Annotated in this window: 13 protein-coding genes; 3 read left to right on the plus strand and 10 right to left on the minus strand. The window is 66.9% G+C overall.

From position 1 onward, the window contains the following. Positions 1-160 precede the first annotated feature (160 nt). The 4 genes from FHW85_RS14765 to ftrA all read right to left on the minus strand — a co-directional run bounded on the left by FHW85_RS14765 (position 161) and on the right by ftrA (position 4,197). A complete protein-coding gene (locus tag FHW85_RS14765) occupies positions 161-535 on the minus strand; it encodes a nuclear transport factor 2 family protein (RefSeq protein ID WP_168648768.1) in 375 nt (124 codons plus the stop codon). An 81-nt stretch (positions 536-616) separates the two neighbouring features. After that, complete coding sequence (locus FHW85_RS14770; protein ID WP_167252958.1) at positions 617-2,203, minus strand: peptidase S10; 1,587 nt, start codon at positions 2,201-2,203, stop codon at positions 617-619. A gap of 86 nt (positions 2,204-2,289) precedes the next feature. Further along, positions 2,290-3,144 carry an EamA/RhaT family transporter gene (locus tag FHW85_RS14775; RefSeq protein ID WP_168648769.1) on the minus strand — a complete coding sequence of 285 codons (855 nt, stop codon included), beginning with the start codon at positions 3,142-3,144 and terminating at the stop codon, positions 2,290-2,292. 54 nt (positions 3,145-3,198) lie between these two features. Next, positions 3,199-4,197, minus strand: a complete 999-nt coding sequence (gene ftrA, locus FHW85_RS14780) for a transcriptional regulator FtrA (RefSeq protein ID WP_168648770.1) — start codon at positions 4,195-4,197, stop codon at positions 3,199-3,201. Between the two features lie 80 nt (positions 4,198-4,277). Between ftrA and FHW85_RS14785 the strand changes: the two genes are divergently transcribed. Both FHW85_RS14785 and FHW85_RS14790 read left to right on the plus strand, forming a co-directional pair. Then, on the plus strand, positions 4,278-4,676 hold the full coding sequence (locus FHW85_RS14785; protein WP_167252955.1) for a rhodanese-like domain-containing protein: 399 nt from the start codon (positions 4,278-4,280) through the stop codon (positions 4,674-4,676). 496 nt (positions 4,677-5,172) lie between these two features. Continuing rightward, complete coding sequence (locus tag FHW85_RS14790; RefSeq protein ID WP_168648882.1) at positions 5,173-6,777, plus strand: M4 family metallopeptidase; 1,605 nt, start codon at positions 5,173-5,175, stop codon at positions 6,775-6,777. Between the two features lie 533 nt (positions 6,778-7,310). On the opposite strand, the gene eda is transcribed toward FHW85_RS14790, so the two are convergent. From eda to zwf, 4 genes are all read right to left on the minus strand, one after another. Beyond that, positions 7,311-7,964: a bifunctional 4-hydroxy-2-oxoglutarate aldolase/2-dehydro-3-deoxy-phosphogluconate aldolase gene (gene eda / locus FHW85_RS14795; protein ID WP_168648771.1), complete on the minus strand. Its 654-nt coding sequence runs from the start codon at positions 7,962-7,964 to the stop codon at positions 7,311-7,313. A 21-nt stretch (positions 7,965-7,985) separates the two neighbouring features. Further along, positions 7,986-9,806: a phosphogluconate dehydratase gene (gene edd, locus FHW85_RS14800; RefSeq protein WP_168648772.1), complete on the minus strand. Its 1,821-nt coding sequence runs from the start codon at positions 9,804-9,806 to the stop codon at positions 7,986-7,988. 85 nt (positions 9,807-9,891) lie between these two features. Beyond that, a complete protein-coding gene (gene pgl, locus FHW85_RS14805; protein ID WP_167252952.1) occupies positions 9,892-10,605 on the minus strand; it encodes a 6-phosphogluconolactonase in 714 nt (237 codons plus the stop codon). Positions 10,606-10,716: 111 nt separating this feature from the next. Further along, positions 10,717-12,186, minus strand: coding sequence for a glucose-6-phosphate dehydrogenase (zwf, locus tag FHW85_RS14810; RefSeq protein WP_167252951.1), 1,470 nt, complete (start codon positions 12,184-12,186; stop codon positions 10,717-10,719). A 221-nt stretch (positions 12,187-12,407) separates the two neighbouring features. Here zwf and FHW85_RS14815 point away from each other — a divergent pair, with 221 nt between their 5' ends. Continuing rightward, on the plus strand, positions 12,408-13,160 hold the full coding sequence (locus tag FHW85_RS14815; RefSeq protein WP_167253761.1) for a GntR family transcriptional regulator: 753 nt from the start codon (positions 12,408-12,410) through the stop codon (positions 13,158-13,160). An 85-nt stretch (positions 13,161-13,245) separates the two neighbouring features. On the opposite strand, the gene FHW85_RS14820 is transcribed toward FHW85_RS14815, so the two are convergent. Together FHW85_RS14820 and FHW85_RS14825 are read right to left on the minus strand one after the other, a co-directional pair. Next, positions 13,246-16,275 carry a TonB-dependent receptor gene (locus tag FHW85_RS14820; protein WP_167252950.1) on the minus strand — a complete coding sequence of 1,010 codons (3,030 nt, stop codon included), beginning with the start codon at positions 16,273-16,275 and terminating at the stop codon, positions 13,246-13,248. A gap of 453 nt (positions 16,276-16,728) precedes the next feature. Next, the gene (locus FHW85_RS14825; RefSeq protein WP_243867883.1) at positions 16,729-19,662 is read right to left on the minus strand and encodes a TonB-dependent receptor; all 2,934 of its coding nucleotides are present in this window, start codon (positions 19,660-19,662) and stop codon (positions 16,729-16,731) included. Between the last annotated feature and the right edge of the window lie 148 nt (positions 19,663-19,810).

A 19,810-nucleotide genomic window follows, 5' to 3' on the forward strand; every position in this document is an offset into this window, starting at 1 on the left:
CTCTTTGGTTACTTTCTCTTTGAGCCAGCAAAGAGAAAGTGACTCGGGCGCCGGCAGGCGTCCGAAATGCCCGCTGCATAAGCGGCCAAGTCGCGGTAACGCAAAAACCAGGCGACACCGCAAAAGTATCCCGCCCTACGCCAGGCCAACAAGCAAAGCGTCACTCACTAAAATCAGCGATATAAACCAACTTACCCTCGCTGACGCGATATTCGCTGCGCCCAGTCAGCGCAATAGTCTGCCCCGCCCGCACCCCATTCGGCAGATCGATGGCAAAAGTGCCATCGAACAAAATATCCGCAGTGGCGGCATCCCCACCATGCTCCCGGAATGCCGTGATGATCTGCCGCCGCGCCGAAAACAAATGCAGCGAACTCTCCGCCAGATGGCGCAACTCAGCCACCCCCTGAGTGCGCACACTCAATACACCCTTGGTGTAATTCTCGAACACCACGCCGGCATGCATCGTATCGAGCATGGCCGGCACGTCCATGCGGTTGTAAGCGGCGAGGTAGCGATCGATCAGGTCGCGCATAGGAGAATCCGGAGTCGGTATGGAAAGGGCGGGCGCGTAGCCCGCCAAGCATAGCAACTCGCGGACGCCCGCCGGCGGGCCTTACTTGACGTTGTCGGTCTCGCCGATAAATCGCGCCACGTTGTCGTGCAGCTTCTTCAGCGAGTCCTCGTGCGCGTAGACCATATGGCCCGACGGATACCACTCGTAGGAGATGTTCTTCTGCAGCGAGGCGGGAATCGGCAGGTGGCGCATCTCGTAGTCGGCCGCGAAGTACGGCGTGGCCAGGTCGTAATAGCCGCCATGCAGGGACACGCGCAGATTCGGGTTGGTCTTCATCGCCTTGGCGAGATCCGGCATCACGTTGATCGGGCGCTCGCCGTCGCCGCCGGGGCGGCGGAAGTCCCAGTTGTCGATCGAGGCGAACAGCCGGTACTGCTGGCCGTCGCCGTACTTCAGCTGCTTGCGCACGTAGTCGTTGAACGCGGCGACATAGGCGGCACTGATCGCCGAGGACTGCGGGTCGTACTCGGAGTCCTTGCTCAGCGGATCGAGCGACGGGCCGGAGAAGCGGCCATCCAGGCGGCCGGTGGTGACGCCGCCGTCGGATTGCAGCTGCTGCTCGAACATGCCGCCGGTGACGCGCAGGTCGGCCTTCAGCAGATAGGCCACCGGCAGGCCGGTGTACTGGTGCAGCTTCTCCGCCACCGCCTGCTTGCGCGCGTCGTCGAGGCGGCTGCCGGCCATTAGCGCCTGGGCATAGTCGTTCAGCGCGAACTGTTCCACTTCGCGCAGGAACGGCTCCAGCGCGGCCGGCTGCTGCGGCAGGCGGTGGTGGTAGAACGCCGTCGCGGCGAAGGTGGGCAAGGCCACGACATAGGGCACGTCGATGCCCGGGTTGGTCTCCGGACCGTCGATGCTGGTATCGAAGTTGAGGATCTGCGACAGCAGGATCACGCCGTTGAGATCGACGCTGGACTGGTTCTCTAGGATATTGGCCAGCACCGCCGAGCGCGTGGTGCCGTAGCTTTCGCCGAACAGGTACTTGGGCGAATTCCAGCGGCCGTAGGTGGACAGGAACTGCGTGATGAACTGCGCGAAGGCATGGCCGTCGCCGTCCACGCCGTAGACCTCCTTGCGGCGCTCCTTCATCTGCTCGTCGCGCTTGCTCTTGTCCTCGTCCGCGGCGATCAGGCGGCTGAAACCCGCACCCGGCGCGTCGATGAAGACCAGGTCCGACGCATCGAGCAGGCTGTAGTCGTTGTTGACCAGGCCGTAGGGCGCGGCGGGCGTGTGGCTGTCGTCGGACGTGACCACGCGCCTGGGCCCGAACGCGCCCATGTGCAGCCACACCGTGGCCGAGCCCGGGCCGCCGTTGTAGATGAAGGTGACCGGCCGCTTGCCGGCGTCGGCGCCTTTCTTGAAGTACGCCGTGTAGAACATGCTGATCTGCGGCTCGTGCTCCTTGTCACCCTTGCCGTGGATGATCAGGGTGCCGGCCACTGCCTTGTAGTCGATGCTCTTGCCTTCCACGCGCACGGAGCCGGTGCTCTCCGACGACTGCGGCTGCAGCAGCGCGGCGTCGGGTTTGCTTTCCTGGGGCTTGTCCTTGTCCTGCTTGTCGGCGGCCAGCGCCGAACCGGCGAGCAGCAGGGAGGCCAGGGCGGCGGCCAGGGGGAGCGTGCGCATCGGAGTTCCTTCGGGGAGGGGCTTGGAGTCCCCGAGCTTAGGCGCTGCAAGTGCCGGCTTTCACACGCCAGAAGTCATGCCTGCGCTCAGCCGCGCGTGGCCAGCACGATCGCCACGGCGGCCAGCGCCACGCCGGCCAGATTGAGCCGGCTGAGCTTTTCGCGGAAGGCGAGCGTGCCGACCAGGGCGCCCAGCGCCACCACGCCGAGGTTCATCGCCGCAAAAACCAGCGACGGTCGGTCGGCCAGGGCCTGGTGGGCGCGCACGTAGAACACGATGTTGCCGAAGTTGGCCAGGCCCAGCAGCAGGCCGGCCAGCGCATCGCGCACGGTGAAACGCATGCGCCCCGTGATGCGGCGGCCGAGCTGGATCGCGAACGCCACCACCAGGGCCAGCGCGAACATCGCCTGCAGCGAAGCGGCGAACGGCGTGCCGGCCTGGGCCACGTGCTTGAACAGGATGTCGATCGCGGCGAAGCCCACGAACACGATCAGGGGCCACCACCATGCGGCGCTCGCTTCCGCCTCGTCCGCGCCGCCGCGCCACACCATGCAGGCCATGGCGACCAGGCCGACGCCGATGCCGGCCAGCTTGAAGGCGCTGGCCGCTTCGCCGAACAGCAGGAAGGCCGCCAGCAGCGACACGATCAGCGACAACCGCTGCGCCGCGTCGCTGCGCACGATGCCGGCATGGCGCACCGAGGCGGCCAGCGCCAGGAAGATCACCGGCAGCAGCAGGCCCAGGCCGACGAAGCCGATCCACGGCGCACCGGGCCGCGCCAGCGCGTCGAGCGAGGGATGGAACACCCAGGCGGTGAGCGCGCTGGTGGCCACGTAGTTCCAGGCGACCGCCTGCCCCACGTCGACGCCGTGGCGCCGCGCCAGTTTCAGCAGGACGGACACCAGCACGCTGCAGCCGATGGCGAGGAGGATGTAGAGCATGGGTCGATGCCGGCGGGGAACGGGGCGCAGCTTAGCGGCGATGGGGCCGCTTCTCTATGCCCGCTGCCCCGCCAGCGCGAATCGCTCGCGGTAGCGCGCCGGGCTGAGCTTGATCGCGCGGCGGAAATGATGCCGCAGCGTATCGGCGCTGCCGAAGCCGCAGCGGTCGGCGATCTGCTCCACCGCCAGGTCGCTGCCTTCCAGCAGCTCGCGCGCCCGCGCCAGGCGTTCGTGCACCAGCCATTGCTTGGGCGAATGCCCGGTGGCTTCCTCGAAGCGGCGCAACAGCGTGCGTTCGCTCATGCGCGCGCGTTCGGCCAGCACGCTGATCGGCAGCGGCTGGTCGAGGCGGCGGCGCATCCATTCCAGCAGCGTGCCCAGGGCGGCGCCTTGTTCCGGCAGCGGCGCCGGGATGAATTGCGCCTGGCCGCCGTCGCGATGGGTCGGCACCACCGCGCGGCGCGCCACCTGGTTGGCGATGCGCGGGCCGTAGTCGCGGCGGATCAGATGCAGCGACAGGTCGATCGCCGCGGCGCTGCCGGCGGAGGTCATCACCCTGCCTTCGTCGACATAGAGCACGTCGGGTGCGAGCCGGATGAGCGGATAGCGCGCCGCGAGCGTCTCCGCGTAGCGCCAGTGCGTGGTCGCCGCGCGATCGTCGAGCACGCCAGCGGCGGCGAGCACGAACACGCCGGAGCAGAACGACAGCAGGCGCGCGCCACGCTTGTGCGCCGCGCGCAGGGCATCGAGCAAGGCGGGCGGCGGCGCGGCATCGGCGCCGCGCCAGCCGGGGACGATGATGGTGCCGGCACGGGACAGGCCTGCCAGCCCGGCATCCGCCTGCACGCTGAGGCCGCCGGCTGCGCGCATCGCGCCGCGATCCACGGCGCAGGAGGTGAAGCGGTACCAGCTGTCCAGTTCGGGCCTGGCGATGCCGAACATCTCCACCGCGATGCCGTACTCGAAGGTGCACAGGCCGTCGTACACCAGCGCCGCCACGTTGCGGTTGGCGGGGCCGGTCGGAGTGCTCGCACGCTTTGGCGGTTTCTTCATGATGCCTGGCATTCTTGCCAATGTCGGCGGCGGCCGCCAGTGCCCACACTGGCACCATCCTCAGCACGGAGTACCGCCCCATGAGCAGCGTCGTCCACCGCGTCCCCGCCGCCGCCAGCGCGCAGGCCCTGGCCCATTTCCAGGCGCGCCTGGGCTTCGAAACCGACTGCGCGGACGTGCACTACGCCACGCAGCACGAGGACAAGGATTTCGTCCTGCTCGACGTACGCACGCCGACCCTGTACGCCGCCGGCCACGTGCCTGGCGCATTGAACGTGCCCACGCGCACCATCAGCGAGCAGCGCTTGAGCGAGTTCCCGGCCGATACGTTGTTCGTGGTGTATTGCGCCGGCCCGCATTGCAACGGCGCCAACAAGGCGGCGGTGAAGCTGGCGCAGCTCGGACGGCCGGTGAAGGAAATGATCGGCGGGCTGACCGGATGGATCGACGAAGGCTTCGGTCTCGAACGCGGCGTGTAAATAGCTGCCTTCACCATTGCTTCGGTACTCACGCTTGAATCCTTCTCCCTCCGGGAGCACGCGGGGAGGGCACAGGGATGTGCCCGGCTTTGAGGAGCGAGGAAGGTGGCGGCAGCCGGATGAGGGCTCGGCCGGAGCGGTGCACATTACTCTTGCGCTCCGCGCGTACCCTCACCCCAACCCCTCTCTCCCACGGGGACTACCTTCGGGTCGCCAGTGGGAGAGGGGCTCTGCATTGCATTACTTCGCGAGCATTTCTCGCCATCGAAATTCGATGCACATCACACCCGCCACTTACGCGAGCCTTGCGTGATCGACCCGTGAAGAACTTACGAAACATTCCTATGTTCTTGCGATGGATGCACCCGGAGGATAGCCGCGCTCAGGGGAGGGATCTCTAGGAAGCTTTCTTATCGGTGCCTGTTCGGCGGCATGCGCAACGCATGCGGCCGCGCTGCCCTTTTGCCCACTTTTATCCAGGAGTGTCGTGATGTCTTTGAAGCCTTACGTCCTGAGCCTCTCCATCGCCGCCGCGCTGACCGTCGCCGGCGGCGCGCAAGCTGCACGTTTCGATCATCTGGCCATTGCCGGCGTCGCCAAGGGTCTCGCCAAGCAGCAGCCTGCCGCGCTGCAGGCCGACAGCGACGACGCGTTCGAAGCGACCGATGTGATCGTCGATCCCGACGGCACGGAACACGTGCGCATGCAGCGCAGCTACCGCGGCCTGCCGGTGATCGGCGGCGACGTGGTCGTGCACAGCAACAACGGCCGCTTCCGCGAAGCCAGCCTCACCCTGCGCGGCCGCGGCCGCCCGAGCCTGTCGCCGCGCACCACGGCCGACGAGGCACAGCTTGCCGCCGGCAAGGATTTCAACGGCGAGATCGAGAGCATCGAGAGCCGCGGCCTGGTGATCTATGCGCGCGGCGCCAAGCCGGTGCTGGCCTATGAGGTGAACGTGCAGGGCGCGTCCGACACCTTCGGCACCGCCAACATGCGCTACTTCGTCGATGCCTCCAGCGGCAAGGTGCTGGACCGCTGGAACCTGTTCCAGACCATCGCCGCCAACGGCACCGGCAAGTCCCTGCTCGTGGGCAACGTGGGCATTGTCACCAACTCGGTGAGCGGCGGCTACCAGATGATCGATCCCTCGCGCGGCAACGGCTCGGTGTACGACGCGCAGGGCAAGAACGACACCTCGGCGAACCTGCGCAATGCCACGCTGTTCACCGACACCGACAACACCTGGGGCAACAACGCCGAGAGCGACCGCGCCACCGTGGCCGGCGACATCGCCTACGGCGTGTCCAAGACCTGGGACTATTACAAGAACGTGCACGGCCGCAATGGCATCTTCAACGACGGCAAGGGCGTGAAGAGCTATGCCCACGTGAAGATCAATGTCGGCGGCGGCACTTACACCTCCAACAACGCCGCCTGGAACGGCAGCGCGATGGAATACGGCGACGGCGGCACCACCTGGTTCCCGCTGGTGGCGGTGGACGTGGCCGGCCACGAGATGAGCCATGGCGTGACGCAGGCCACTGCGGGCCTGGCCTATTCCGGCGAGTCCGGCGGCTTGAACGAAGCGAACTCCGACATCTTCGGCACCATGGTCGAGTACTACGCCAACAACGGCACCGACGCCCCGGACTACCTGATCGGCGAGAAGATCTACCGCAGCAATCCCAACGGCACCACCGCGCTGCGCTACATGTTCAAGCCCAGCCTGGACGGCGCCTCGGCCGATTGCTGGAGCAGCTCGGTGGGTTCGCTCAACGTGCATTACAGCTCGGGCGTGGGCAACCACTTCTTCTATCTGCTGGCCGAAGGCGCCGTGGTACCCGCCGGCTTCGGCGCGGGCAGCTCGGCCAACCTGACGGCGGCGAAGCTGGTGTGCAACGGCAACACCGCGGCCGGCGGCATCGGGCGCGATGCGGCGCAGAAGATCTGGTATCGGGCGTTGACGGTGTATATGACGTCCAACACGAACTATGCCGCGGCACGGACGGCGACGCTGAAGGCGGCGGCGGATCTGTATGGCACGACGTCGACGCAGTATGCAGGTGTGGCTTCGGCGTGGAGTGCCGTCAGCGTCAACTGAGGTTGGCGAGTGATGGAGTGATATGGCCGGCCCGGGTAACCGGGCCGGCTTTTTGCTGTCGCTCGATTCAAGGTTATGGCCAGCACCGACCCCTCACCCCGACCCTCTCCCCGGAGGGGAGAGGGGGATGCAGCGCGCGGCGAAAATCGGGCGAAGAGCACGCGGCGCAGCCGCGGCGTTCCGCTTGTGCGCTTCTGCTCTTGATCTACCGGGTCCCCTTGGCGCCGGCGGTGAGGGCTGGACGAAAAGGCCCCGCAGGGGGCGAGGACAGGACGTCCTCGCCTTTTTGATCAGGGCATGGATGCCCTGTCAAAAAGCCCGGCCAGCCCTCACGGACCCTCAGCAGCTGCGCTGCTGAGGGCGCCAAGCAGGGTGCCCTTTCTTCTTGGTTACTTCTTCTTTGGGCACGCAAAGAAGAAGTAACTCGCCCCGCGGCAGCGGGGCGAAGCACTCGCCGTAGGCGAGACACCCACGCGTCAACGCAACAACCGAGCGATACCGTTACTGGATCCCGGCCTACGCCGGGATGACGATCAAGGGCGAGCCTTGAGCTGCGCTGCCTCACGCGCCAGCGCCTCGATCCCTGCCCAGTCGCCAGACTTCAACTTATCCACCGGCGTAAGCCACGACCCCCCCACGCAAACCACATTCGGCAGCGAAAGGAATTCCGGCGCACTCGCCAGGCTGATACCGCCAGTCGGGCAAAAACGAATCTGCGGCAGCGGACTAGCCCAAGCACCGAGCAGCTTGTGGCCGCCCGCCGGCACCGCCGGAAAAAACTTCAAATGGCGATAGCCACGTTCCAACAGACTCATCGCCTCAGACGCAGTCGCCACACCCGGCAGCAAAGGCAGGTCGCTGTCGTCGGCCGCCGCCAGCAACTTCGGCGACACACCCGGCGACACCGCGAACCTCGCGCCAGCCTGCCGCGCATTCTCCAGATCCCGCGGCGTCAGCACCGTACCCACGCCCACCACGGCACCCTCCACCTCCGCGGCGATCGCGCGGATCGCCTCCAGCGCCGCCGGCGTACGCAAAGTCACCTCGATCGCCGGAATCCCGCCGGCCACCAGCGCGCGCGCCATCGGCACGGCCGCCTTGGCATCGTCGATGATCACCACCGGCACCACCGGCGCCAGGCGTAGAGTGGCTTCGACTTGCTGCTGCTTGGTTTCGATGAGACTCATGGGGAATCCTGGGAAGAAAGGTCAGAGCACGCCGGCGCCGAGATCGGCTTCGACCGCGGCCTGGCGGAACAGGCCGAACAGTTCGCGGCCCATGCCGCTATGGTGCGGCGAGAGGTCGGCCGTGGCCGGCGCGCGGCTGGCAAATTCAGACGCATCCACCAGCACGTCGAGCGTGCCGCGGGTGGCGTCGAGGCGGATCAGGTCGCCGTCGCGGATCTTCGCGATCGGCCCCTGCGCCTGCGCTTCCGGCGTGACGTGGATGGCCGCCGGCACGCGCCCGGAGGCGCCCGACATGCGGCCGTCGGTGAGCAGGGCGATGCGGTAGCCGCGGTCCTGCAGCACGGCCAGCGTGGGGGTGAGCTTGTGCAGCTCCGGCATGCCGATCGCACGCGGCCCCTGGAAGCGCACCACCGCGATGAAGTCGCGATTGAGTTCGCCGCGCTCGAAAGCCTTGCGCACGTCGTCCTGGTCGTGGAACACGATGGCCGGCGCCTCGATCACCTGGCGGTCGTCCGGCACCGACGACACCTTGATCACCGCGCGGCCGAGATTGCCGGCGAGCAGGCGCAGGCCGCCGTCGGCGCGGAACGGTTCGGCGATGCCGCGCAGCACGCCGCGGTTGCCGCTTTCCTTCGCCACGGGAGTCCACTGCACGGTACCGGCGTCATCGAGCGACGGCACCTGGGTATAGCCGTCCAGGCCGGTGCCGAACACCGTGCGCACGTCCGCATGCAGCAGGCCCGCGCTCAGCAGCTGGTCGATCAGGAAGCCCATGCCGCCGGCTTCGTGGAACTGGTTCACGTCGGCATAGCCGTTCGGATACACGCGCGCCAACAGCGGCACCACCGAGGACAGCGCGTCGAAATCGTCCCAGCGCAGCTGGATGCCGGCCGCGCGCGCCATCGCCACCAGGTGCAGCAGATGGTTGGTGGAACCGCCGGTGGCGTGCAGGCCGACCACGCCGTTGATGATGGCGCGCTCGTCCACGACATGGCCGATCGGCAGGTGCTGCCCGCCCTTCGCGCTCAGCGCGGCGACGCGGCGCACGGCTTCGGCGGTGAGCGCGTCGCGCAGCGGCGTGTCCGGCGCCACGAAGCTTGCGCCCGGCAGGTGCAGGCCCATGATCTCCATCAGCATCTGGTTGGAGTTGGCGGTGCCGTAGAAGGTGCATGTGCCCGGCGCGTGGTATGCGGCGGCTTCCGCTTCCAGCAGCTCGGCGCGGTTGGCCTTGCCCTCGGCATAGGCCTGGCGCACCTTGGATTTCTGCTCGTTGGTGATGCCGCTGGGCATCGGGCCGCCGGGCACGAAGATGCCGGGCAGGTGGCCGAAGCTCAGCGCGCCGATCAGCAGGCCGGGCACGATCTTGTCGCAGATCCCTAAGTACAGCGTGCCGTCGAACATGTCGTGCGACAGCGACACCGCCGTAGCCATCGCGATCAGGTCGCGCGAGAACAGCGACAGCTCCATGCCGGCGCGCCCTTGCGTAACGCCATCGCACATCGCCGGCACGCCGCCGGCCACCTGCGCGGTGATGCCGGCTTCACGCGCCACCTGGCGGATGAATTCCGGATAGCGCTCGTACGGCTGGTGCGCCGACAGCATGTCGTTGTACGAGGTGACGATGCCGAGGTTCGGCGCATGGCCGTCGCGCAGCGCGGCCTTGTCGTCCGTGCCGCAGGCGGCGAAGCCGTGCGCGAGGTTGCCGCACGAGAGCCGCTCGCGGTGCGTGCCGCCGGTGCCGGCCGCGTCGATGCGCGCCAGGTAGGCGGCACGCGTGTCGCGGCTGCGTTCGCGCAGGCGTTCGGTGACTTCGGCAAGGACGGGATGCAGTGGCGTGCTCATGCGATGGCTTTCGATCGGAGAAGAGAGGGAGAAGCGGGAAACGGGCGTTGAGGGTCGCCCGTTCCCCACTCCTGGCGTCCGGTGCTCAAGGGCACCAGTACACGGCGACCGGCACGCGCGGCTGGGTCAGCACGCTGCGTACCGGGTAATCCTTGCCGGCGCCCAGGCCGAGGCGGGCATCGGCGAGCAGCTGGCGCTTGGTGTCGCCTTCGATGTGCAGATACAGCGCCTGCGTGTCGAGCAGCGCAGGCAAGGTGAAAGTGATGCGCGGCTCGCCGGCGCCATTGGCGCGCATCGGCAGCACCTGCGCGGTGCCGGCCAGGTCCAGCGCTTCGGCAAGGCGGTCGCCACCGGGGAAGAACGATGCGGTATGGCCGTCCGTGCCCATGCCGAGGATCACCGCGTCGAACGGAAACGGCAGCGCGGCGATGCGCGCGCGCACCGCGGCGACGCCGGCTTCGGGCGTGGGCATGTCGGTATACAGCGGCACGAAGTGCGCGGCGGAGGCGGCGTGCTGCAGCAGGTCGGCCTTCACCATGCGCGCGTTGGAGCGCTCGTGGCTTTCCGGCACCCAGCGCTCGTCCACCAGGGTGACCTGCACTTTCGACCAGTCGAGTTCCGCGCGCGCCAGCTGGCGGAAGAAATGCACCGGCGTGCTGCCGCCGGAGACCGCGAGCAAGGCCTGGCCGCGCGCGGCGATGCCGGCGCGCAGGCGTTCGGCGACGCGTTCGGCCAGCGCGCGGGCCAGCGCGTGGCAATCGGTGAAGCTGTGCGTGGTGACGTCGGTGTGCTCGGGCATGGCGGTGGGAGGAAGCGGTGGGCGCGCTCGCGCCGGCGGGGTTATCGAGTGTAGGTGGGGGCGTGCAACGCGACGGTGAAGCCAGGCTGCACCGTCGCGGGTGGTGCGGCCTTACTCGCTGTCTTCGTTCCAGGTGCGGCCGTCGCGCTCGATCAGCGCCACTGCCGCGCTCGGACCCCAGGTGCCGGCGGTGTACGGACGCGGCGCCTCGCCGCTGGCGCCCCAGGCATCCAGGATGGGGCCGGCCCAGTGCCATGCGGCCTCGACCTCGTCGCGGCGCATGAACAAGGTGGGGTTGCCGCGCACCACGTCCAGCAGCAGGCGTTCGTAAGCATCCGGCTGCGATACGCCGAAGGCTTCGGCGAAGCTCATGTCCAGCGGCACGTGGCGCAGGCGCAGGCCGCCGGGGCCGGGGTGCTTGATGGTGAGCCACAGCTTCACGCCTTCGTCCGGCTGCAGGCGCAGCACCAGGCGGTTCTGCGAGAGCGGGCCGGCCGAGGCGTCGAAGATCGAATGCGGCACCGACTTGAACACCACCACGATCTCGGACACGCGCTCCGGCAGGCGCTTGCCCGTGCGCAGGTAGAACGGCACGCCGGCCCAGCGCCAGTTCTCGATCTCGGTCTTCAAGGCCACGAAGGTTTCGGTGTGCGACTTCGAACCGGGGCCGAGTTCTTCCAGATAGCCCGGCACGCTCTGCCCTTCGGCGGCGCCGGCGCGGTACTGGCCGCGCACGGTGTACTGGGCGGCGTTGGATTCGTCGATGGGCCGGAGCGAGCGCAGCACCTTGAGCTTCTCGTCGCGCACGGCGTCGGGCGACAGCGAGGACGGCGGCTCCATCGCCACCATGCACAACAGCTGCAGGATGTGGTTCTGCACCATGTCGCGCAGCGCGCCGGCGCGGTCGTAGTAGGCGCCGCGGGTGCCGACGCCGAGCGTTTCGGCCACGGTGATCTGCACGTGGTCGATATGGCCGGCATTCCACAGCGGCTCGAACAGGGCGTTGCCGAAACGCAGCGCCAGCAGGTTCTGCACCGTTTCCTTGCCGAGGTAATGGTCGATGCGGTAGGTCTGCGACTCGTCGAAGATGCGGCCGACCGCGTCGTTGATCTGGTTGGCGCTGGCCAGGTCGCGGCCGATCGGCTTCTCCAGCACCACGCGCGACTTGCCGCGGTTGAGGCCGTATTCGCCCAGGCGGTTGCAGATATCGACGAAGAGCTCGGGCGAGGTCGACAGGTAGAACACCCGCACGTGCTCGGGCTGTTCGCCGATCAGCGCGGCGAACGCGTCCCAGCCTTCGTCCTTGCGCGCGTCGAGCGAGCGGTAGGCGACCTGCTTGAGGAAGGCGTCGACCTGGTCCTTGGCGCCGCCGGCCTCGAGCAGGGCCTTGCGTATGTTGCCGCGGTAGCCGTCGTCGTCCAGCCCTTCGCGGGCGATGCCGATCACGCGGCTGCCGGCGGGGATCTGGCCGTCGAGGAAGCGATGGAACAGGGCGGGCAGCAGCTTGCGCAGGGCAAGGTCGCCCGTGCCGCCGAAGATCACCAGGTCGAATGCGTCGACCAGGGGGGGAGAAGCCGTCACTGCAGTCACCTCAGGGATAGGGCGTAGACGGAGGCCGGCGTTTTCATCCGGCCCGTTCGGTGCATCCTAACGTACCAGTCAAATACCAGACAACACCACTTCGCGCGGACCGCAAGATGGCGGCCTTCCGGACCCGGCTGGAGGCCAAGTGGTAACCCCTGCAAGGCCCGGTTTCAAGGCGCGCTTGTGGAATTGGTATGGTCATTGGTATGTTGGCCGCCATGGAAACCGCCCTGGTCAACGAATACTTCCGCCTGAGCCGCGACGCGGCCACCCACCAGCCACTGGCATATCTGCGGCTGCGCCGGGCCATTCGCAATGTGGTGGAGCACCGCGACATCGAGCCCGGGCAGGCCCTGCCCAGCGAGCGCGACCTGTCGCGCGCGCTCAGCCTGTCGCGGGTGACCGTGCGCAAGGCCATCGCCGGCCTGGTCGAGGAAGGCATTCTTACCCAGCGGCATGGCGCGGGCACCTTCGTGGCCGAGCGCATCATCAAGCCGATGTCGCGCCTGACCAGCTTTACCGAAGACCTGCGCGCGCGCGGCCTGAATCCGCGTTCGGAGTTCTTCGAGCGCGGCATCGGCGAAGTGACGCCGGAGGAATCGATGGCGATGAACCTCTCGCCCGGCGTGCAGGTCGCCCGCCTGCACCGCGTGCGCTATGCGCGCGAGGAGCCGCTGGCGATCGAGCGCACCGTGGTGCCGGCCAGCGTGCTGCCGGATCCGCTGATCGTGCACGACTCCTTGTATGAAGTGCTGGAAAGCCTGGGCTGCCGCCCGCGCCGCGCCCTGCAGCGCCTGCGCGCGGTGTCGCTGGGCGCGCAGCAGGCGCGCCTGCTGCACGTGCCGACCGGCAGCGCGGGGCTGAATATCGAGCGGCGCAGCTTTCTCGACGACGGGCGCGTGGTGGAGTTCACCGTGTCCTGGTACCGCGGCGACATCTACGACTTCGTGGCCGAGCTGCATACGGACTGAGGTCCGCGCAAAAAAAACGCCGCCGGGGATGCCGGCGGCTCGCTTCGGATGAAAGGCGCCGGCGCGAGGCCGGCGCCGGTGTGGCTTACAACGAGAAGTCGTAGCGCACGCCGAACTGGAAGTAGCGCGGCTGCTGGAACGCCACCGGACGCAGATAGTCGACGCTGCGCACCGGCTTGCCGGTGGCGCTGCTGATCGAGCTCTCGCCCACTTCGATCACCGCCAGTTCTTCCTTCTTCGAGAACACGTTGAACACGTTGGCGGTGAAGGCCAGCGGCTGGTTCTCGCCCGCCCAGGTCGGACGGTATTCGGCGTTGAGGTCCAGCGACCAGGTCCACGGCAGGCGGCCCTTCGAGCCGCGCGGGCTGGGTTCGAAGTTGCACTCGAAGTACGAGGCGCCGTAGTGGATCGCGTCGACCGGGTCGAAGCCGATGCAGTTCTTCGGACGGCCCGAGGCCACCGCGAGGTTGGCGCCGAACAGCCATTCCTTGGTGGCCTGGAAGTAGCCGTAGGCCTTCAGCTGGTGCTTGCGGTCGTTCGGCAGCGGGCCGTTGGTGAACTGCATGATTTCCGGCGCGTCCCAGTCCTGCGTCACCGACGGGTCGAGCTGGCCGATGTCGGACTTGAGCTGGCCTTCCGAATTGCCGTAGCTGCGCGAGAAGGTGTAGTCGACGCGGCCGTACCACTGGTCGCTGAACTGGTGTTCCAGGTACAGGTCCAGCGAATAGTACTTGCGCTTCAGGTCCGGGAACGACACGCCGGCCGGCGTGGTGAAGTCTTCCTTGGTCAGCTTGAACGGCACGAAGTTGCCCTGACCGGTGGTGTCCACCAGGAAGGTGTTGGACTCGCCCGGGTTGAACAGGTAGCAGCCGGCGATGCGCGCGTTGCTGATGTCGATGTTGTTGCGCGCGGCGTACTTCTCGAACGGGCGCGAATCGCAGAAGTCGTCGATCGAGCTCTTCAGCTTGCGCAGGGTGGCCTTGGCGCCGAAGGTCCAGTTCGCGCCGAGCGTCTTGTCGAAGCCCAGGATGTACTCGTCCTGGTAATAGGCCTTGAGCTTCTGCGCGGCGACGCTGCGGGTGTCGGGCGTGGTGCCGTCCTCGCCGTTCAAGTAGCTGCGCGAGCCGAGCTGGGTCAGGCCGGTGGGTTCGCCGTTCGGGCCGACGCCGCTGTAGGTGTAGTACTCGCTGTAGTAGTTGGACGCCGAGGCGCCGCGGATGGCCACGTTCGACGGGATCGCCAGGTGGTAGCGGCCCGCATTGGCGTACACCTTGAAGCTGGAGTCGCCGAACACGTCCCAGGTCAGGCCCAGGCGCGGCGCCAGCTGGTGACGCTGCTTGACGTAGACCTGGCCGGCGCCGTTGAGGTTCTTGAACTGCTCGTTGCGCAGGCCGACATAGGCCAGCCAGCGGTCGTTGACCTGCCAGCGGTCTTCGATGAACTGCGCTTCCTGCTCCACCTTCACGCTGGCGCCGGTCTGGAACAGGCGCTTCTCGGCCACGTACTGGGTGCCGGGCGGCGGCACGATGTCCGGGCGGCCGGTGACCGGGCCGGCATTGCGGTAGACCCAGCGGTAGCCGCCTTCATAGACGTTGCCGGCGGTGGATTCGAGCGTCTGGTTGTCCACGCCCGCGCGCAGGTCGTGGTCGCCCAGGCGGTATTCCACGTCCAGGCGCCAGCCGTGCGTCTTGTCCTGCGCGCCCTTGCCCAGCACGGTGCCGTTGACCAGGCCGCAACCGGTGATCGGCGTGCCGACGCCCGCGCCCTGGCGCGAATCGAGGATCCACGGGCAGTTCGGATTGGCGGCGTAGCCGAGGTTGCGCACGTGCTCGGTCTTGCTGCGGCCGTACAGCGCGTTCACCGTCAGGCTGTCGGTGATGTAGCCGGTGTACTTACCGATGTAGACGTCGCCGCCCGGCTGCGAGCCCGGGCCGGAATCGAAGTTCTTGGTCTTGTCCGAACCGAGGTAATCGGTGGTGTGGAAGGTCTTGTAGTCGTAGCGGTAGACTTGGCGATCGATATTGGTCTTGTCCGACAGGCCGGTCAGTTCCAGCAGGTGGTTGTCGGTGATGTTCCAGTCGATCTTGGCCAGCCACTTGGTGGCCTTGCTGACGTCGTTGGTCTGCTGCGGCGTGGTGATCGGCAGCACGGTGCGGCCGGTGGTGCGGGTGAAGTCGCCGGCGGCGTACAGGAACAGCTTGTCCTTGATCAGCGGACCGCTGACGTAGCCGGTGTACTGCTCGGACGATGTCTTGTTGTCGGCGCGGTACTGGTACAGCTGGCCGTTCTCGCGGTAGATGCTGCGCGGCGAATCGCGGAAGTACTGCGGAATGACGTACATGCCGACGCCACCCTTCCAGGTATTGCCGCCACGCTTGGTCACCACGTTGATCACGCCGCCGGTGGAGCGGCCGTACTCGGCGCCGTAGCCGCCGGTGTAGATCTGCTGCTGGTCGATCGCGTCGTACGGCAGGCTGGTGAAGCCCAGGCCGGTCAGCGCGTTGGTCACGGCGTAGCCGTTGATGTAGTACTGGTTCTCCGACGCCGACGAACCGCCGAACGAAGCCACGTTGCCGTAGCGCGAGTCGCCCGACACCACGCCCGGCGCCAGCAGCGCGGCGGCGGTGACGTTGCGCGCCAGCGGCAGCTTCTGCAGCTGTTCGGAAGTGAGCACGGTGCGCGAGTCCACCGCCGACACGTCGATCGCCGGCAGCGCATTGCCGATCACCTGGATGCCTTCCAGCGTCTGCGCATTGCCGGATGCCGCGGTGGCCGCGCCGGTGAACGAGACATCCACGCCGCCGCCGAGCGCGACCTGCACGTTGTCGCGGCTTTCCAGCGTCTTGCCGTCCTTCTGCACGCTGACCTTGTAGCGGCCGACCGGCAGCGAAGCGGCGCGGTAGCGGCCGTCGGCGTCCACCCCGATGTCGCGGGCGAAGCCGGTGTCCAGGTTTTCGATATGGATGGTGCTGCCGGCCTCGGCCGAGCGGCCGAAGATGACGCCGGAGGCATTGGACTGCGCCATCGCCGTGCCGGCGAGGCTCATGCCCAGCGCGAGGGCGAGGGCGGTACGGCGGCACACCGCCGCGTGACGCGGTTGGCGGAACGTCTGCATTGGTTGATCTCCCCGAGAAATCCAAAAGGACGGGCGAAAAGTTCGCCCCAAAGCGTCGCGGGAAATCGCGGCAGGTCCCTTCGAAAGCGGATCGGCGGAAAGCGGCAGGCGACCCCTCGCCTGGCGCGCTTCGCAACTTCTCGCGGGTCGCTCGCCGACCTTAGAGGGGGGTCGGAAAGGGAGTCAACAAAAAACTAAGATTTTTTCTTAGGCGGAGTCATGCACTGATACGCTTGCAACACCTTGTATGGAAAGCAATTTGGAAAAATCGCCCGGCAAGAAAAAAAGTGAATAAATACTTAACGTACACCGACGCGACCGGATCGTAGGAATTTCACCCCCCCTGCCAGCAGGGAATCGCGGCCGTGTGCGCAAAAAAAGGCCGCCGTTCCCGGCGGCCAATTCGGGGAGATACGCGCCCGGCGAAGCCAGGCGCGCTTTCCTCTGTCGTTGTTATAGCGAGAAGTCGTACCGGGCTTCGAACTGCACGTAGCGCGGCACCTGGAAGCTGATCGGACGGTTGTAGACCGGGTCGGGCACGCCGACGTCGGTTTCGCCCAGATCCTGGCGGCTCAGCACCTTCTGGCTGTTGAGCACGTTGAACACATTCGCTTCCAGCGTCAGGTTGTCGCCAGCCCAGTGCGGCTTGTACTGCGCGCTCAGATCCAGCTGATAAGCCCACGGCGTGCGGCCGCGCGAGCCACGCGGAGCGATCTTGCCGTCGCAGTAGAAGTACGCCTCGCCGTACTGGATCGGATCGCCCGGGGCCACGCCGATGCAGTTCTTCGGACGGCCCGAGTAGATCGACACGTTGGCGCCGAACATCCATTCCGGCGTGGCCTGGTACCAGCCATAGGCTTTCAGCTGGTGGCGGCGGTCGTTCGGCAGGTTGCCGTTGGCGCCGAGCATCAGCTCGGGCGCATCCCAGTCCTGCGTCACCGACGGATCGGCCTGGCCGATGTCGGACTTCAGCAGGCCTTCGGAGTTGCCGAAACTGTGCGACAGCACGTACTCGACCTTGCCGTACCACTTGTCGCTGAACTGGTGCTCCAGGTACATGTCCAGCGCGAGGTACTTGCGCTTCAGGTCCGGGAAGCCGAGGTCGGCCTTGGTGAGCTTGAACTCCTGGAAGTTGCCGTTGCCGGTCACGTCGACCAGGAAGTTGTTGCCCTTGCCCGGGTTGAACAGGTAGCAGCCGTTGAGCACGGCGTTGCTCATGTCGATGTTGTTGCGCGCCGCGTACTTCTCGAACGGACGCGTATCGCACATGTCGTCGATGATGTTCTTCAGGTTGCGATAGATCGCCTTCGCACCGAACGTCCAGTTCGAACCCAGCTGCTTGTCGAAGCCCAGGATGTACTCGTCCTGGTAGTAGGCGCCCAGGCCCTTCGCCGCCACCGTGCGCGGATCGGGCGTGGTGCCGTCGGCGGCGTTGAGGTAGTACACGCGGCCATAGGGCTGGAAGTTGATCGGGCGGCCCTGCGCATCGACGCCGGTGAAGGTGCCGTACTGGCTGCTGTAGGTCGAAGCCGAGGCGCCGCGGATGGCCACGTTGGCCGGCACGGCCAGGTGGTAGCGGCCGGCATTGGCGTAGACCTTCAGGCTGGAGTCGCCGAACACGTCCCAGCTGATGCCCAGGCGAGGCGCGAGCTGGTGGCGCTGCTTGGCGTAGGACTCGCCGCTGCCGTTGAAATTGTTGAACTGCTCGTTACGCAGGCCGATGTAGGCCAGCCAGCGATCGTTGATCTGCCAGTGGTCTTCGATGTACTGCGCTTCCTGTTCCACGCGCACGTTGGCGGCGGCCTTGAACACGCGGTAGTCGACGTAGTTCAGCGTGCCGGTCGGGAAATGGATGTCCGGACGGCCGGCGATGTTGCCGCTCGCCGGAGCCAGCGTGTAGATGTAGCGCTGGTTCGACTCGTACGACGTGCCCGAATAAGACTCCAGCGTCTGGTTGTCCACACCCACGCGCAGGTCGTGGCTGCCGAGGCGGTACTCGATGTCCAGACGCCAGCCGTGCGTCTTGTCCTCAGCGCCCGGGGCGAGCAGGTTGCCGATCAGGTAGCACGCCGGCGGACGCACGAGCGCGCCGCTGGCATTGCGGTACTGGCCGCTGACGATCGGGCACGAACCGCCGCTGGCCGAGGTCGGCGTCTGCGTGTGCACCGACTTGCTCTTGCCGTACAGCGCGTTGACCGTGAGGTTGTCGGTGATGTAGCCGGTGTACTTGCCGATGTAGAAGTCACCGCCCGGGGTCGGGTTGGCGCCGCCGGAATAGTTCTTCAGATCGACCGTGCCGCGCTTGGCGCCTTCGGCGAGCGTCGGGGTGTAGCTGTAGCCGTAGACCTGGTCCTGCTCGGTCGTCTTGTCCGAGAAGGCGGTCAGTTCGAGGATGTGGCTGTCGGTGATGTTCCAGTCGATCTTGCCCAACCAGCGCGGCGACTTCACGTCGTAATACGCCACCTGTTGCGCGGTGGCCGAGGCGATGGTCTTGCCTTCCTGCTTGGTGAAATCACCGGTCAAATAGATGAACAGCTTGTCCTTGATCAGCGGACCGCTGATGTACGCACCGTATTCCGTGACCCACGACTTGTTGTCGTTGCGGTACTGGAACAGCGTGTTGTCGGACGGCTGGATGATGTTGCGCGGATCGGAGCGGAGGAACTTCGGAATCCACAGCGCCATCACGCCGGCCTTCCATTCGTTGGTACCGCGCTTGGTGATCAGGTTGACCACGCCGCCGGTGGAACGGCCGTACTCGGCGCCGTAACCGCCGGTGAACACCTGCTGCTGGTCGATCGCATCGAACGGCAGCTGCGCCAGACCCAGGTTGGTCAGCGCGTTGGTCACCGAAAAGCCGTTGATGTAGTACTGGTTCTCGGCCGCCGAAGCGCCGCCGAACGAAGCCACGTTGCCGTAGCGCGAGTCGCCCAGCACGGTGCCGGGCGCCAGCAGGGCGGCCGCGGTCACGTTGCGGGCCACCGGCACCTTGGACAGCTGCTCGGCGGTCAGCACGGTGCGGGAGTCGACCGACGACACGTCGATCGCCGGCAGCGCGCTGGCCACCACCTGCACGCCTTCGAGGTTCTTCGCCTCGCCGGCCGCGACCGCAGCCGCGGTGAAGCTCACTTCGGTACCGGTGCCGACCGCCGCGAGCACATCGTTGCGGGTATCGACGGTGGCGCCATCCTTGACCAGGGTGACCTTGTAGCGGCCGACCGGCAGCGAGGACGCGCGGTAGCGGCCGGACTGGTCGACGCTGATGTCGCGCGCAAGGCCGGTGTCGATGTTTTCGATATGGACGGTGTTGCCGCGGGTAGCGTCAACGCGGCCGAAGATCACGCCTGATGCGTTCGACTGCGCCTGCACCACTCCGGCAAGGCTCATTCCCAACGCAACGACGAGTGCGGTCTGACGCCAACGCGGCGCGCGACCAGCGTGCTGGTACTTGATCATCTGTGTTCTCCCCATGATGGCCTGAAGGCCGACAGGCGCAAGGCGCCGAAAACGCCTAGCGCAAGAATGCGTGTGGGGC

It is taken from the genome of Dyella sp. SG609 (genome assembly GCF_012275375.1).
Lineage (GTDB): Bacteria > Pseudomonadota > Gammaproteobacteria > Xanthomonadales > Rhodanobacteraceae > Dyella_D > Dyella_D marensis.

Bases quoted from the DNA above. Each gene is read 5' to 3' on its own strand.
- FHW85_RS14820 (WP_167252950.1), bottom strand. From the start codon at position 16,275: ATGCAGACGTTCCGCCAACCGCGTCACGCGGCGGTGTGCCGCCGTACC.
- FHW85_RS14770 (WP_167252958.1), bottom strand. From the start codon at position 2,203: ATGCGCACGCTCCCCCTGGCCGCCGCCCTGGCCTCCCTGCTGCTCGCC.
- FHW85_RS14775 (WP_168648769.1), bottom strand. From the start codon at position 3,144: ATGCTCTACATCCTCCTCGCCATCGGCTGCAGCGTGCTGGTGTCCGTC.
- FHW85_RS14825 (WP_243867883.1), bottom strand. From the start codon at position 19,662: ATGAGCCTTGCCGGAGTGGTGCAGGCGCAGTCGAACGCATCAGGCGTG.
- pgl (WP_167252952.1), bottom strand. From the start codon at position 10,605: ATGCCCGAGCACACCGACGTCACCACGCACAGCTTCACCGATTGCCAC.
- edd (WP_168648772.1), bottom strand. From the start codon at position 9,806: ATGAGCACGCCACTGCATCCCGTCCTTGCCGAAGTCACCGAACGCCTG.
- FHW85_RS14765 (WP_168648768.1), bottom strand. From the start codon at position 535: ATGCGCGACCTGATCGATCGCTACCTCGCCGCTTACAACCGCATGGAC.
- FHW85_RS14815 (WP_167253761.1), top strand. From the start codon at position 12,408: ATGGAAACCGCCCTGGTCAACGAATACTTCCGCCTGAGCCGCGACGCG.
- FHW85_RS14785 (WP_167252955.1), top strand. From the start codon at position 4,278: ATGAGCAGCGTCGTCCACCGCGTCCCCGCCGCCGCCAGCGCGCAGGCC.
- ftrA (WP_168648770.1), bottom strand. From the start codon at position 4,197: ATGAAGAAACCGCCAAAGCGTGCGAGCACTCCGACCGGCCCCGCCAAC.
- eda (WP_168648771.1), bottom strand. From the start codon at position 7,964: ATGAGTCTCATCGAAACCAAGCAGCAGCAAGTCGAAGCCACTCTACGC.